Annotated in this window: 13 protein-coding genes; 10 read left to right on the plus strand and 3 right to left on the minus strand. The window is 72.8% G+C overall.

What is annotated here, in order from left to right; all coding sequences use genetic code 11:
- Positions 1–40 precede the first annotated feature (40 nt).
- Genes AC156L_RS29110 through AC156L_RS29120 form a run of 3 tightly spaced genes read left to right on the plus strand, consistent with a single transcriptional unit; the run spans position 41 to position 2,772 of the window.
- Positions 41–907 carry a hypothetical protein gene (locus AC156L_RS29110; RefSeq protein WP_330877452.1) on the plus strand — a complete coding sequence of 289 codons (867 nt, stop codon included), beginning with the start codon at positions 41–43 and terminating at the stop codon, positions 905–907.
- The gene (locus AC156L_RS29115; protein ID WP_330877453.1) at positions 904–2,085 is read left to right on the plus strand and encodes a fumarylacetoacetate hydrolase family protein; all 1,182 of its coding nucleotides are present in this window, start codon (positions 904–906) and stop codon (positions 2,083–2,085) included. Before AC156L_RS29110 ends, AC156L_RS29115 begins: the two co-directional genes overlap by 4 nt.
- A gap of 6 nt (positions 2,086–2,091) precedes the next feature.
- Positions 2,092–2,772 (plus strand): IclR family transcriptional regulator, encoded by a 681-nt coding sequence (locus AC156L_RS29120; RefSeq protein WP_330877454.1) that lies wholly within the window; start codon positions 2,092–2,094, stop codon positions 2,770–2,772.
- A 2-nt stretch (positions 2,773–2,774) separates the two neighbouring features.
- On the opposite strand, the gene AC156L_RS29125 is transcribed toward AC156L_RS29120, so the two are convergent.
- Positions 2,775–3,377: a TMEM165/GDT1 family protein gene (locus AC156L_RS29125; RefSeq protein ID WP_330877455.1), complete on the minus strand. Its 603-nt coding sequence runs from the start codon at positions 3,375–3,377 to the stop codon at positions 2,775–2,777.
- Between the two features lie 344 nt (positions 3,378–3,721).
- On the opposite strand from AC156L_RS29125, the gene AC156L_RS29130 reads away from it, so the two are divergent.
- From AC156L_RS29130 to AC156L_RS29145, 4 genes are read left to right on the plus strand one after another with little or no spacing between them, the layout of a single operon-like run.
- Positions 3,722–5,191: a cytochrome ubiquinol oxidase subunit I gene (locus AC156L_RS29130; protein WP_330877456.1), complete on the plus strand. Its 1,470-nt coding sequence runs from the start codon at positions 3,722–3,724 to the stop codon at positions 5,189–5,191.
- Positions 5,192–5,205: 14 nt separating this feature from the next.
- Positions 5,206–6,213, plus strand: a complete 1,008-nt coding sequence (gene cydB / locus AC156L_RS29135; RefSeq protein WP_330877457.1) for a cytochrome d ubiquinol oxidase subunit II — start codon at positions 5,206–5,208, stop codon at positions 6,211–6,213.
- Positions 6,210–9,410 carry a thiol reductant ABC exporter subunit CydD gene (gene cydD / locus AC156L_RS29140; RefSeq protein ID WP_484407445.1) on the plus strand — a complete coding sequence of 1,067 codons (3,201 nt, stop codon included), beginning with the start codon at positions 6,210–6,212 and terminating at the stop codon, positions 9,408–9,410. Before cydB ends, cydD begins: the two co-directional genes overlap by 4 nt.
- Positions 9,407–10,537, plus strand: coding sequence for a GAF domain-containing sensor histidine kinase (locus AC156L_RS29145; RefSeq protein ID WP_330877459.1), 1,131 nt, complete (start codon positions 9,407–9,409; stop codon positions 10,535–10,537). Before cydD ends, AC156L_RS29145 begins: the two co-directional genes overlap by 4 nt.
- Before the next feature lie 81 nt (positions 10,538–10,618).
- On the opposite strand, the gene AC156L_RS29150 is transcribed toward AC156L_RS29145, so the two are convergent.
- Positions 10,619–11,248, minus strand: a complete 630-nt coding sequence (locus AC156L_RS29150; RefSeq protein WP_330877460.1) for a response regulator transcription factor — start codon at positions 11,246–11,248, stop codon at positions 10,619–10,621.
- A 60-nt stretch (positions 11,249–11,308) separates the two neighbouring features.
- Here AC156L_RS29150 and AC156L_RS29155 point away from each other — a divergent pair, with 60 nt between their 5' ends.
- Positions 11,309–11,791 carry a GNAT family N-acetyltransferase gene (locus AC156L_RS29155; RefSeq protein WP_330877461.1) on the plus strand — a complete coding sequence of 161 codons (483 nt, stop codon included), beginning with the start codon at positions 11,309–11,311 and terminating at the stop codon, positions 11,789–11,791.
- A 51-nt stretch (positions 11,792–11,842) separates the two neighbouring features.
- Here AC156L_RS29155 and AC156L_RS29160 read toward each other — a convergent pair whose 3' ends face one another.
- Positions 11,843–12,451: a macro domain-containing protein gene (locus AC156L_RS29160; protein ID WP_330877462.1), complete on the minus strand. Its 609-nt coding sequence runs from the start codon at positions 12,449–12,451 to the stop codon at positions 11,843–11,845.
- A 102-nt stretch (positions 12,452–12,553) separates the two neighbouring features.
- Here AC156L_RS29160 and pheA point away from each other — a divergent pair, with 102 nt between their 5' ends.
- Positions 12,554–13,474, plus strand: coding sequence for a prephenate dehydratase (gene pheA, locus AC156L_RS29165; RefSeq protein ID WP_330877463.1), 921 nt, complete (start codon positions 12,554–12,556; stop codon positions 13,472–13,474).
- The gene (locus tag AC156L_RS29170; RefSeq protein WP_330877464.1) at positions 13,471–14,082 is read left to right on the plus strand and encodes a histidine phosphatase family protein; all 612 of its coding nucleotides are present in this window, start codon (positions 13,471–13,473) and stop codon (positions 14,080–14,082) included. The genes pheA and AC156L_RS29170 overlap by 4 nt, the downstream gene beginning before the upstream one ends.
- Position 14,083: the final 1 nt, after the last annotated feature.

The following is a 14,083-nucleotide window of genomic DNA, read 5'->3' on the forward strand; positions in this document are numbered from 1 at the left end:
ATCTTTGTTCATTGACCGATACGCCACTAGCGTGTCAGCCGTGTCAAGCGCCTTCGAACTCCGTGCGCCAGGTCCACGCGGTACTCCGCCCCTGCTGGCAAGGCTTGTCGACGATGCCGCGTTGTTCCCCCCGGGCAACGCGTCGATGCCCGACGCGGTGCGCGGGCACCTCGACGCGCGCGTCGGGGAGTGGGCAGGTGCGATCGGCCTGTTCCTGTGTCCAGCGTCACGATTGGCCGAGTTGATCACTGAGTTGATCAAGGTCAAGCCGGTCAAGCCGATCGCCCTCTCGTTGGTCATCGACACCGGCCTCGGCGGTGTCCCCAAGGCCGTGTCGATCGTCGAATCCCGCAGCGAACTGCTCGCCCTGCGCATGGTCGAGATGCCCGCGCCGTCCGACGTGGACGAGGTGTGGCTCGAACGCGTGTCGGAGTTCGTGCCCGAGGACGTGATCCGCGTGGTCGAGCCGAGGCGCGGGGGCGCCGAGTGGCTCGACGGCGTGCGCCGCGTCATCGAGCACGGGAGCTGGCCCAAGCTGCGCTGCGGCGGCGTCAGCAAGGAGAACTTCCCCAGCGTCGACGAGGTCGCCGACTTCCTCGCCGTGGTCACCCACAGCGGGGTCGCCTTCAAGGCCACCGCCGGTCTGCACCACGCCGTGCGGCAGACCGACGAGGTCACCGGCGTCACCCACCACGGGTTCCTCAACCTGCTCGTCGCGACCGCGCGGTCGCTCTCGGGCGGCGACGTCCGGGGCGCGCTGGCCAGCACCGACGGTGCGGCGCTCGCGGCCGAGGCGAGCAAGCTGGCCGACCCGGCGGCGCACGCCGTCCGCGGCGTCTTCGCGTCCTACGGGTCGTGCTCCCTCGCCGACCCGATCGCCGACCTCGACGCGCTGGACCTGCTGTGACCTGGATCGACGACCCGGCGTTCACCGCCGACGAGCCGTTCGGCCCGCAGACGCTGCCCTACGGCGTCGTCGACGCGGGCGTCGCGGTGCGCGTGGGCGACCACGCCCTGCCGCTGCGCCCGCTCGCGGGCTACCTCGGCGACCGCCTGGCCGACCTGGTCTCCGCCGACACGCTCGACCCGCTGCTGCGGGCCGGACGGCCCGCGTGGAGCGAACTGCGCGCCCGGCTCGTGGAGGCGGTGGCCCTGACCGCCGCCCCGCGCGGCGCGTCGCTCGTGCCGGTCGAGGGCGCCGTCCTGCCCTTCACCGTCGCCGACTACGTCGACTTCTACTCGTCGCGGCACCACGCGGAGAACGTCGGCAAGATCTTCCGACCGGACAACGCCGCGCTGCCGCCGAACTGGACGCACCTGCCGATCGGCTACCACGGCCGCGCGGGCACGGTCGTCGTGTCCGGCACGAACGTCGTGCGCCCGCACGGCCAGCGCCACGGCAAGCCGCACCCCGAGTTCGGGCCCAGCGGGCGGCTCGACGTCGAGGCCGAGGTCGGCTTCGTCTGCGGCGGCCCGGTCGCGTCCCGGCTGTCCACGTCGCGGGCGGTCGAGCACGTGTTCGGCGTGGTGCTGCTCAACGACTGGTCCGCCCGCGACGTGCAGGCGTGGGAGTACCAGCCGCTCGGACCGTTCCTCGGCAAGTCGTTCGCCACCTCCGTCTCCGCGTGGATCACCCCGCTGGAGGCGTTCGCGGTCGCCCGGATCACCCCGCCGCCGCTGCCCAACCCGATCCACGACTACCTCGTCGAGGACCAGCCGTGGGGGCTCGACCTGAGCATCGAGGTCGAGTGGAACGGCACCGTCGTGTCCAGGCCGCCGTTCCGCGAGCAGTCGTGGACGTTCGCGCAGCAGCTCGCGCACCTGTCGGTGAACGGCGCTACGGTGCGACCGGGCGACCTCATCGCGTCCGGCACGGTCTCCGGGCCCGAACGCGACGAGCGCGGCTCGTTCCTCGAACTCAGCTGGGGCGGCAAGCACCCGGTGGCGCTGTCCGACGGCGTCGAGCGGACCTTCCTGGAGGACGGCGACACGGTGCGCATCACCGCCACCGCCCCCGGTGAGGACGGCTCGCTCGTCGGCCTGGCCGAAGTGGTCGGCACGATCGAGCCCGCCGACGGGAAGTAGGGCACCTTGGTCCGACCGCACTCCGACCCGCGCGGACGGCTCCCCGTGCCCGTGGCGGCGTCGAAGGAGAGCTCGCTGACCCTGGAACGGGGTCTCGCCCTGCTCCAGGCGGTCGCCGACGCGGAGACCGACGCGCCGAGCATCAGCGAGCTGGCCGCCGCGATCGGCGCGAGCCGGGCGGCGGTCTACCGGCTGCTCGTCCCGCTCCAGGCCAGGGGCCTGGTCCGGCGCGAGGGGTCGAAGGTGCGGTTGGGGCTCGGCGTGCTGAGGCTGGCCGCGAACGTGCTGCCGCAGCTGCGGATGGCGGCGCAGCCCGCCCTGCGGGAACTGGCCGACCAGGTCGGCGCGACGGCACACCTCACCGTCGCCGACGGCAGCGAGGCCCAGGCGGTCGCCGTGGTCGAACCGTCGTGGACGGCGTTCCACGTCGCCTACCGGGTCGGCAGCAGGCACCCGGTGCACCGCGGTGCCGCGGGCAAGGCCATCGGCCTGCCCCCGGACGTGAAGCAGTGGGTGCAGTCGACCGGCGAACTCCAGCCCGGCGCGTACGGGGTCGCGTCACCGGTGCGGGGCGTGCCCGGACTGCGGGCCAGCGTGGGCGTGGTGGCCCTGGAGAAGCTGGACGGGGAGTCGATCGGGCCCAGGGTGCTCCAGGCCGCGCAGGACGTCGCGGCGGCGCTGAAGTAGGCCTACCCGAAGATCGCCGCCCACAGTGCGACGAGGGTGAAGGCGGCGAACACGAATCCCGCCACTCGCTGGATCAGGTGGGTGGGGATGCGGCCCGCGATCTTCCGGCCCACGAGCACCGCGATCCCGGCCACGGCCGTCAGCGCCAGCCACGCGCCGATGCCCACGGCGACCGGCGTGCCGTAGCGGGCGGTCAGGCCCGCGGTCGCCAACTGCGAGGCGTCACCCCACTCGGCCGCGAACAGCACGCCGAACGACGTGAGCGCGGACCGCAGGAACGGGGTGGCGGTGGCGCCGGAGCGCGCGGCGTCGGACTCGTCGTCGTCCGCCGTGGAGAAGCCCTCGCGGAGCAGCATGAACGCGCCGACACCGAACAGGACCGCGACGACGGCGGCGACGACCTGGTCCGGCAGCAGGGTGATGGCGCTGCCGAACGCGACCGCCACGACGCACTGCACGGCGAACGCGGAGACCACGCCGACGAACACCGGCCAGGCGCGGTAGCGCGTCGTCAGCACGAGGGTCGCCACCATCGTCTTGTCCGGCAGTTCTGCCAGGAAGATGATGGCGAAGGTGGTCGCCAGGGCGATGAATGAGGTGGCCACGAGACTCCAGTCCGCATTGGACCCGGACGGAGGCGCGACAGACCCCGACCGGGTGTGTTGCACTACCCGGCCGGAGGTCTCGTTCGCCCACACGCGGTGGGTGAGGGACCGGATCCCCGCACTGGCGGATCAGTATGTCGATCACCTCGCCGCGCCACAGCCGTTGACTGGCGCTGGTGGCAGCGGGAACTACTCCCCTCTGGCACCACCCATGCTACAGCCCGCACGTGTCTGCGGCAGTGTCGACCGCGGCACAGTCCCGGCCCCGGCGGGACCTAGGTCCTACCCGAACGAGGGACCGTCGCACCTGCTCAGACGTGGTGCGGCGGACCTACGTTCGAAGCGTGGAAGTACTGGATCTCGCGCGGTGGCAGTTCGGCATCACCACCGTCTACCACTTCTTGATGGTGCCGCTGACGATCGGCCTGTCGCTGCTGGTGGCCTGCGTGCAGACCGCCTGGGTGCGCACGGGCGACCGGCGCTACTACGCGATGACCAAGTTCTGGGGGAAGCTGCTGCTGATCAACTTCGCCATGGGCGTGGTGACCGGCATCGTGCAGGAGTTCCAGTTCGGTCTCACGTGGAGCGCGTACTCGCGGTTCGTCGGCGACGTGTTCGGCGCCCCGCTGGCGATGGAGGGCCTGGTCGCGTTCTTCGTCGAGTCGACCTTCCTCGGCCTGTGGATCTTCGGCTGGGACCGGCTGCCCAAGAAGGTCCACCTCGCGTGCGTGTGGGCGTTCTCGCTGGCCACCATCGCGTCCGCCTACTTCATCCTCGCCGCCAACTCGTGGATGCAGCACCCCGTCGGCGTCGAACTCGTCGACGGCCGCGCCCGGCTCACCTCGATCTGGGCGGTGCTGACCAACAACACCGTGCTCGCCGCGTTCCCGCACACGATCTTCGGCGCCTTCATGGTCGCCGCCACGTTCCTGGTCGGCATCTCCGCATGGCACCTGTGGCGGAAGTCGGCCGAGGAACCGGTGTGGCGCTCGTCGTTGAAGCTCGGCACGTGGGTCGGCGTCGTCGCGTTCGCGGGCGTCGCCATCAGCGGCGACCTCCAGGGCAAGCTGATGTTCGAGCAGCAGCCGATGAAGATGGCCGCCGCCGAAGCCCTGTGCCACACCGAACGACCCGCGAGCTTCTCGGTGTTCGCGATCGGCGACGTGACCCGCGCGGACTGCGAGAGCGTCAAGAACATCACCGTCCCCGCACTGCTGTCCTTCCTGGCGCACAACGACTTCACCAGCGAGGTCAAGGGACTCGACGAGCTCGTCCCGATGTACCAGGAGAAGTACGGCACGAACTACCCGGTCGACCCGCAGCTCGGCGAGCTGTCCGGCAAGCCGATCGACTACGTGCCGGTGCTGCCCGTGACGTACTGGGGCTTCCGCCTGATGATCGGCTTCGGCGCGATCTCGACCGGCGCGGGCCTGCTCGCGCTGTGGCTCACCCGCCGGGGCCGCGTGCCGAGCGGCCGGTGGTTCCCGATCGCCGCGCTGGCGAGCACCGCCACCCCGTTCCTCGCCAACAGCGCGGGCTGGATCTTCACGGAGATGGGCCGCCAGCCGTTCGTGGTCGTGCCCAACCCGTCCGGTGTGGACGGGGTCTGGATGTTCACCGCCCGAGCGGTCTCGTCGTCCACGGTGGGCGAGGTCCTCACCTCGCTGATCACGCTCACGCTGGTCTACGGCGTCCTGGCGTGCGTCGAGGTCTTCCTGATCAGGCGCTACGTGCGAGCGGGCGTGGCGGGCGTGCTGCCGCCCGAACCACCACCGGCCGCCGAGAAGACCGACGCGCTCGCCTTCGCCTACTGAGAGAGGGGACCACCGTGGAAACGCTCTGGTTCTGCGTGATCGCCCTGCTCTGGCTGGGCTACTTCTTCCTGGAGGGCTTCGACTTCGGCGTCGGCATGCTCCTCCCCGTCCTGGGACGCGACGAGCGGGAACGCCGCGTCATGATCAACACCATCGGGCCGGTCTGGGACGGCAACGAGGTGTGGTTGATCGTCGCGATCGGTGCCACGTTCGCGGCGTTCCCCGGCTGGTACGCGTCGCTCATCAGCACGGTGTACCTGCCCGTGCTGGTGTTCCTGCTGGCGCTGATCGGCCGGGGAGTCGCCTTCGAGTACCGCGGCAAGGTCGACTCGGTCCGCTGGCGCGCCCGGTGGGACGGGGTGATCGTCGTCTGCTCCTGGCTCGCGCCGCTGACCGTCGGCCTGCTGATCGCGTCCACCGTGCTCGGCCTGCCGATCGACGCCGAGGGCAACCGGGTGGGCTCGCCGTTCGCGTCGCTGCGCTGGGACACCCTCCTCGGCGCCGCCGCGATCACCGGGTACGCCCTGGTGCACGGCGCGGTCTTCACCGCGCTGAAGACCGAGGGCGACATCCGGCTGCGAGCCCGCGCCCTCGCCCTGCGGCTCGCGCCGCTCGCCCTCCTGCCGCTGCTGGTGCTGCTCCTCGTCGTGCAGGTGCGCTCCGGCTCGGTGTGGACCTGGGCCGCCGCGATCCTGGTCGCGCTCGCGGCGTTCGCGGCGATGGCCAGGCTCGCCCTCGGCCGCGAGGGCCAGTCGTTCGCGCTGATGGGGCTGACCATCGTCGCCGCCGTGACCGCCCTGTTCGGCGCCCTCTACCCGAACGTCCTGCCCTCCACGCTGGACCCGGCCTACTCCCTGACCGTCGCGGGCGCCGCCTCCAGCCCCTACACGCTCACGGTCATCACCTGGGTCGCCGCGTTCGGCACCCCGGCCGTGCTGATCTACCAGGGGTGGACCTACTGGGTGTTCCGCAAGCGCATCGGCACCCGCCACATCCCGCCCGTGCACGTCCCGTCGTCGTGAAGGGGCCGCTCGGCGCGCTGCCCGCGCTGTCCCGCTCGGCCAGGTGGGCGCTGGTCTGGTGCGCCGCGCTCGCCGTGGCCACCGCCGTCGCCACGGTCGTGCAGGCCGTGGCGCTCGCGACCGTCCTGACCGGCGGCTCGACGTGGTTCCCGCTGGCGACCGCGGTCGTCGCCCGCGCCGTCCTGGCGTGGGTGACGGAATCGGTCGCGGCCCGCGCCGCCGCGGGCGCGAAGGAGGAACTGCGGGCCGCGCTGCTCGACCGCTCGCTCGCGCTCGGACCGTCGTGGATCGCGGCCCGCGGACCCGCCGAACTCGCGGTGCTCGCCACCAAGGGCCTCGACGCGCTCGACGCCTACTTCACCAAGTACCTGCCCGCGCTGGTCACGACCGTCGTCGTCCCACCGCTGGTCGGCGCGTGGATCCTGATCACCGACCCCACGTCGGCGCTGCTGATCGCCCTCACCATCCCGCTGATCCCGGTCTTCGCGATCCTCATCGGGCTGTTCACCCAGCGGCGGGTGGCGCACGCGGCCGACGTCACCGAACGCCTCTCCGGCTACCTGCTCGAACTCGTCCGGGCCCTCCCGGTGCTGACCGCGTTCAAGCGGGCCGCGGCTCAGGCGAAGGCGGTCCGCGAGGTCGGTGACCGCCACCGCGGGGCCACGATGGGCACGCTGCGGGTGGCGTTCCTGTCCGCGCTGGTGCTGGAGATCGCCGCGTCGCTCTCGGTCGCGCTGATCGCCGTCGGCATCGGCCTGCGACTCGTCTCGGGCGAACTGACGCTGGTCACCGGTCTGGTGGTGCTGATCCTCGCCCCGGAGTGCTACCTGCCGCTGCGGGCGGCGGGGGCGGCCCACCACGCCAGCGAAGACGGCCTGGAAGCCGTCCGCCGAGTAGCCGAGATCACCGAAACCCCAGCTCAAAGCCCGCACACACGTCAAGAACAACCCCCACCCGTCCCAGGGGGGCGTCCCAGCACCAGCCTACCGCCCTCACCCGGTCGAGACGCGGATGTGGATCTTGCCTGTGGACAACCGGTCAACCTGTGGACAACCTGCGGCCAAACGGGTGACGTCGTCCTGGACGTCCGCGACCTGCGCGTTCGCCGACGCGACCGGGACGCGCCCGACGGTGCCGGCTTCACGGTGCGCGCGGGCGAGGTCCACCGGCTCGACGCGCCCAGCGGCGCGGGCAAGTCGACGACGCTGGCCGTGCTGCTCGGATTCGTGGAACCGGACTCGGGACAGGTCCTGGTCTGCGGAAAAGAGCTGTCCACTGTGGACAAGACCGCGTGGAGGCGTGCCGTCGCGTGGGTGCCGCAGCGGCCCGCGTTCGCCGGGGTCACGGTCGCCGACGAGCTGGAACTGGCCACCGGCCGCCGACCGGAACCCGCCGAACTGGCCGACGTCGCCGCCGAGCACCTGTGTGACCGGCGTGTTGCCGACCTGTCCACAGGTGAGCGGCAGCGGGTGGCCGTCGCCAGGGCCCTGCTGAAGGTCCGCGCCGGGGCGCGGGTGCTGCTGCTCGACGAACCGACCGCCCACCTGGACCCGCCGACGGCCGCCCTGGTGATGGCGGCCGTGCGGCGGGTCGCCGCCGACGGCGTCGCGGTGCTGCTCGCGACGCACCGGGTGGTGGAGGCGGCGGACGAACCGCGCGCCCGGACGACCGCCCCCGCCGACGAGGAGCGGGCGGACGGCGGCCGGGCACCGGGTCGGCTGCTGACCGCGCGGGCGTTCGCGGGAGCGCTGCTCGGCATCGCCGCACTGGGCAGCGGCGTGGCGCTGAGCGCGTTCGCCGCGTACCTGATCGCCCGCGCCGCCGAACAGCCGCCGATCCTCACCCTGTCGGTCCTCGTGGTCGGCGTGCGGACGTTCGCCCTGGCCAAGGGTGTGCTGCGCTACCTCGAACGGCTCGTGTCGCACGAGGCCGCGTTCCGGCTCGCGGGCGACCTGCGGGTGCGGCTGTGGGAAGCGCTCGTCCGGCTCGGCCCCGCGCGGATGCGGCGAGACACCCTCCAACGCCTCGTGGACGACACCGACACGGTCCGCGACCTCGTGCCGCGCGTGCTGCTGCCCCCGATCGTGGCGGTGGGCGTCAGCGCGGGCGTGGTGGTGCTGTTCAGCCTCATCCTCCCCGCGGCGGGCCTCGCGCTGGCGGTCGCGCTGCTCGTCGGCGGACTGGCCGCGCCCGCCGTGGCCATCGCGGTCGAACGACGGGCCACCACCGCGCTCGCCACCGGCCGCCGACGGCTCGGCGCGGACGTGTTCACCCTGCTCGACGCGGCACCCGACCTCATCGCGTTCGGCGCGCACGAGCGCAAGCGCGCCGAGGTGGCGCGCCACGACGCCGAACTCGTCCGGCAGACCCGCAGGCAGGCGCTGGGCGCCGGAGCGGCCACCGCCGTCCTCCAGCTGACCACCGGTCTCGCCTCGCTGGTGTGCACGGCCCTCGCGCTCGGCACCGTCGACCCGCTGCTGGTCCCGGTGCTCGGTCTCGTGCCGCTCGCGCTGGCCGAGACGCTCGCCGGGCTGCCCGCCGCCGCCCAGCAGCGGGCCGCGCTGCGCCAGGCCCACCGGCGGCTGGCCGAGGTGATCGACGGCGACGTCCTGCCGGAACGGCCGGACGGCATCGGCTGGCCGGGCGCCGAACCGGTGCTCACCGACGTCGACCTCGACCTGCCCGTGGGCTGGACGGCCGTCGTCGGACCGTCGGGCGCGGGCAAGTCGACGCTGTTCGCGTTCCTGCTGGGCTTCCTCGGCGCGCCCGCGGCGGCACCGAGGATCGCCTGGTGCCCGCAGGAACCACAGCTCGTGTCCACGACGCTGCGCGAGAACCTGCGGATGGCCGACCCGCACGCCGACGACGACCGGCTGCGCGAGGCCCTGCTGCTCGCGGGCCTGCCGGAGTGGGTGGACCGGCTCGACGTGCTGATCGGCAACGGCACGCTGTCCGGCGGTGAGGCCCAGCGGGTCGCGCTCGCCAGGACGCTGCTGCACGACGCCGACCTGGTGCTGCTCGACGAACCCACCGCGCACCTGGACGAGCCGACCGCGCGAGCGCTGCTCGACCGGCTGGAGGTCGCGCTGCGCGGTCGGACCGTCGTCCACATCACCCACCGGCCCGAGGAGGCCGCGCGGGCCGACCTGGTGCTGGACGTCGCCGACGGGCGGGTTCGGGAGCGGGCCTACCGTTGAGCCCCGTGGACCCCAGGCAGGTGCTCGCCGCGTCGACCGAGATCACGACGGCCGCGCTGGAGGGCGACGACCCCGACGCGGTGCTGCCGCTCGTCGTGCGCTCCGCCGCCGCGCTCGCCGAGGCCGACCTCGGGCTCGCGATGCTGACCGCGGAGGACGGGCGGCTGGTCGTGGAGGCGTCCCACGGCTTCGGCTTCGACGGCGACCCCGTCGGCTCGGTGCTGTCCGCGCGGTCCGCCGCCGCCCGCGCGGCCCGCGGCGGGGTGCCGGTGGTCGCAGACGACGTCACCACCGACCCGCGCACGGCCCCGTTCGTGCCCAAGTCGCTGCGCGGGTACGGCCCGTTCGCCGTCGCGCCGTTCGGCACCCGTGAACGCGAGATCGGCGCGCTGGCGGTGTACCGCAAGCGCGGGGCGCCGCCGTTCGAACCGGGCACCGTGGACCTGCTGGCCGCGTTCGCCGCGCAGGCCGGGCTCGCCGTCGTGCTCGCGGAGGGGTCGACCGCCCGGCAGCGGGTCGCCGTCTACCAGGAGCGGGAGCGGATCGCCCGCGACCTGCACGACGTGATCATCCAGCGGCTGTACGCGACCGGTGTGCAGCTCGACCTGCTCGGACGGCGGCTGGGCAAGCAGCTCGACGCGCGGGAGTCCGCCCGGCTCGTCGAGGCCGTCGACCAGCTTGACGAGACGATCGCCGAGGTCAGGGCCACCGTGCGCGCCCTGCGCAGCACCGAGCCCGGCAAGGCCGCCGACAGGGACCTGGTGGACTCGGTGCGCGCCGAGGTGCGGACAGCGGGCGAGCTGCTGGGCTTCGCGCCCGAGCTGGACGTGCGGGGCGACCCCGGCGACGTGCCCGCCCCGCTCGCCGACCACGCCCGCGCGGCCCTGCGCGAAGCCCTGTCCAACGTCGTCCGGCACTCCGGCGCGCACTCGGTGCGGGTCGACCTGCACCGCGAACCCGACCGGCTGCTGCTGCGGGTCGTCGACGACGGCTGCGGCATCCCGCGCGGCGTCGCCAGGCGCGGGCTGAGGCACCTGGAGGAGCGGGCGGTCGCGGCGGGCGGGCGGTCCGACGTGACGTCGTCACCGCGGACCGGGACGACGATCACGTGGCAGGTGCCGCTGTGACCGGTGGTCAACAGCGCTCCGCCTTCGACGGCCGCGGGGTGACCGCCTCCAGCGGTGAGGTCGACGGCGGGGCGACCAGACCTAGCGCGACCGCCTCGCCACCCACGCGGCGGCCTGGGTGCGGCGTTCCATTCCCAGTTTCGCGAGCACGGACGTGACGTAGTTCTTCACGGTCTTCTCCGCCACGAACAGCCGCTCGGCGATCTGCCGGTTGGTCATGCCCTCGCCGATGAGGTCCAGCACGCGCCGCTCCTGGTCGGTCAACGACGCGAGCACGTCGGGCTCGGCCGGGCGGCGCATGCGGTCCAGGACGCGGGCCGTGGTGACCGGGTCGAGCAGGGAGCGGCCCGCCGCCACCTCGCGGACGGCGGTCACCAGGTCCTGGCCCCTGACCTGTTTCAGCAGGTAGCCGGACGCGCCCGCCATGATGGCCCCCACCAGGGCCTCCTCGTCGTCGAACGCGGTGAGCACCAGGCAGCGCGGCCCGTCGGGGAGGGCGCGCAGGCGCTTGCACAGCTCCACGCCGTTGCCGTCGGGGAGCTGGACGTCGACCACGGCCACGTCGGGCATCGCGAAAGAAGCTCTGGCGACCGCCTCGGCGACCCCACCCGCCTCCGCGACGACCTGGATGTCGTCCTCGTCGTCCAGCATTTCGCGCAGTCCCCTGCGCACCACCTCGTGGTCGTCCACTAGCAACACGCGCACCGGCACGAAACAACCGTACGGCGAATGCCGGTTCACGAGTGCCCCTCGTGTTGACACAGTTCAAGGATGGTCGTTCGCCCCATCGAGGAAGCCGACCGGATAGTGGTCGGTCGTCTGGTGCTGGAACTTCAACGCGCCCACACGGCGGTCGCGCACGGGGAGGTGTTCTTCCCCGCCAGCCTTCCCGGTTTTCTCGTGGAGCAGCAGGACCGCGTGCTCGGCCTGCTGACCTACACGACCAGCGGCCCGGTGATGGAGATCGTCACCATCGACGCGCTCCGCAGGGGCCGGGGGGTGGGCAGCTCCCTGGTCGACGCGGCGGTCGTGCGCGCGCGGGAACTCGGGTGCACGCGCATCCGGCTGACGACGACGAACGACAACCTGGACGCGATGCGCTTCTACCAGCGGCGCGGGTTCAAGTTGGCGGCGCTGCGGCCGGACGCGGTGCGCGAATCGCGCCGCCTCAAACCGGAGATACCGGTTGTGGGGGACTACGGCATCCCCATCACCGACGAGCTCGACCTGGAAAGACGGGTGTCGATCCGCTAGTTGTGCACAACCTTTCCCCAAGGTTGTCCACAGGTTGTGCACAACCTGTGGCTAACGTCTCGGTAACGGGCTGAAGACCTCGTCCCAGGCTGCGGCGACCTGCCGCGCGCACGTCTCCGGCGCCACGCCGCCGACGCCGGTGCCGAGACCCGGCATGGCGATGGTGCGCACGACGTCGCGCACCGGCCTGCCGTCCTCCAACCTCCCCTCCTGCCACAGGCGCAGGACGGCCCTCGCCGCGAGGTACGGGTGCACCGTGTCCTCGGGCAGCCGCTCGCCGGGGTGGCGGACGGTGGGGGCGCTGATCAGCCAGTGCGGCTCGGGTTCGCCGGTGGACACCAGCATCGCCTCGCCGACGGGCAGTTCGCCGCCGTGCAGCGCGAGCACGGCGCTGCGCACCTGCGCCTCCACGTCGGGGAACGCCCGCGCGTAGACGGCGTCGATGCCGCCGCGCATCCAGCCGTAGGAGTTGGCCGGGCTGACCACAGCCTCGGCGATGATGTCGAGCACGGAGCCCCGGTGCACCCGGATCCCCGCTCGACCTTCCGCCACCGCGAGCCAGGCCGTGGCCAAGGGCTCGTCGACGGCGCACAACACGATTTGGGGAGCTGCCGGAGTGTTGATCTCACCCTCCGCATCGGGGGACACGCGGACAAGCATTCCAGTTGCGGCACCCACTTCGGAACCGGGTTGGGCACCGGTCGCTCTGGTGATCCTCGACTCAACGACGGTCGCGGCAGGTCACCCTCGTATTGTTGAGCCGTGCCGCGCATCGCTTATTTCGGGCCACAAGGGACGTTCACCGAGCAGGCCGCCATCGGCTTCGTCCAACCCGGACGGGACGAGCTCGTGCCGTTCGAGACCGTGCCGCAGGCGCTCGCCGCCGTCCGGAGCGGCGAGGTGGACGCCGCCTGCGTACCGGTGGAGAACTCCGTCGAGGGCGCCGTGCCCGCGACGATGGACGCGCTCGCCGAGGGCGAACCGCTGGTCGCGGTGGCCGAGACGGTGCTGCCGGTGCGCTTCAGCGTCCTGGTCCGCCCCGACACCGAGCCCGCGGCCGTGCGCACCGTCGCGAGCCACCCGCACGCGCTCGCGCAGGTGCGGCACTGGCTGGAGGCGAACCTCCCCGACGCCAAGGTCGTGTCGACGACGTCCACGGCCGCGGCGGCCGTCGCCGTCCAGCACGGCGAGTTCGACGCGGCCGTGAGCGCCCCGGTCGCCGTCAACCACTACCCGCTGCGCGAACTCGCGACCGGTGTGGCCGACGTGGCGGACGCGAAGACCCGGTTCCTGTACCTGCGCCGCCCCGGCGCGGTCCCGGAGCCGACCGGCGCGGACCGCACGTCCCTGGTCGTGACGACCGCCGACCGGGTGGGCGCGCTGTCGGAGCTGCTCGTGGAGCTGGCGCTGCGCGGGATCAACCTGACCAGGATCGAGTCCCGCCCCACCAAGGGCAGGCTCGGTGAGTACCGGTTCTACGTCGACCTGCTCGGCCACGTCGCCGAGCCGAGGGTGGGCGACGCCCTGGCGGCGCTGCACCGGCACTGCAGGCAGGTCCGGTTCCTCGGGTCGTACCCGCAGGCCGAGCCGACGGTGAGCGGCGAGCTGGTCGCCGCCACCAACGAGGACTTCACCGCGGCCGTCGACTGGGTCGCCGCGGTGCGACGAGGGGCGGGCGCGTGAAGCTGGTCCTGGTGCGGCACGGTGAGACCGCGTCCAACGTGAGGATGGTCCTCGACTCGCTGCCGCCGGGACCGCCGCTGACCGACCTCGGTCACGAGCAGGCGAACGTGCTCGCCGACGCGCTGGCCGACGAGCCCGTGGTGGCCGTCTGCGCCAGCACGGCGGTGCGGGCGCAGCAGACCGCGGCGCCCGTCGCCGCGAGGCACGGGATGGCCGTGCGGGTCGTGGAGGGCGTGCAGGAGATCTTCTGCGGCGACCTCGAGGGCCGGTCGGACCGCGAGGCCTACGGGGTCTTCGTCAAGACCGCCTCGGAGTGGGCGGACGGGCGGCTCGACCTGACGCTGCCGGGCGGGGAGAACGGTCGTCAGGTGGTCGACCGCTGCCTGGCCGCCATCGAGCGGATCACCGAGGGCGTCACCGGGGGGACGGTCGTGCTGGTCAGCCACGGCGGCGCCATCCGGCTGGCGGGGCAGGCGCTCGCGCCGAACGTCACGGCGAGCCTGGCCGCGGGAGGTCTGCTGCCCAACACCGGTCGAGTCGTCCTGGAACGGGACGGCGCCGGGTGGCGCTGCACCGCGTGGTCGGGCGTGGACATCGTCGTCGACTAGA

The organism is Umezawaea sp. (assembly GCF_057122925.1).

Bases quoted from the DNA above. Each gene is read 5' to 3' on its own strand.
- AC156L_RS29155 (WP_330877461.1), top strand. From the start codon at position 11,309: ATGGTCGTTCGCCCCATCGAGGAAGCCGACCGGATAGTGGTCGGTCGT.
- AC156L_RS29160 (WP_330877462.1), bottom strand. From the start codon at position 12,451: ATGCTTGTCCGCGTGTCCCCCGATGCGGAGGGTGAGATCAACACTCCG.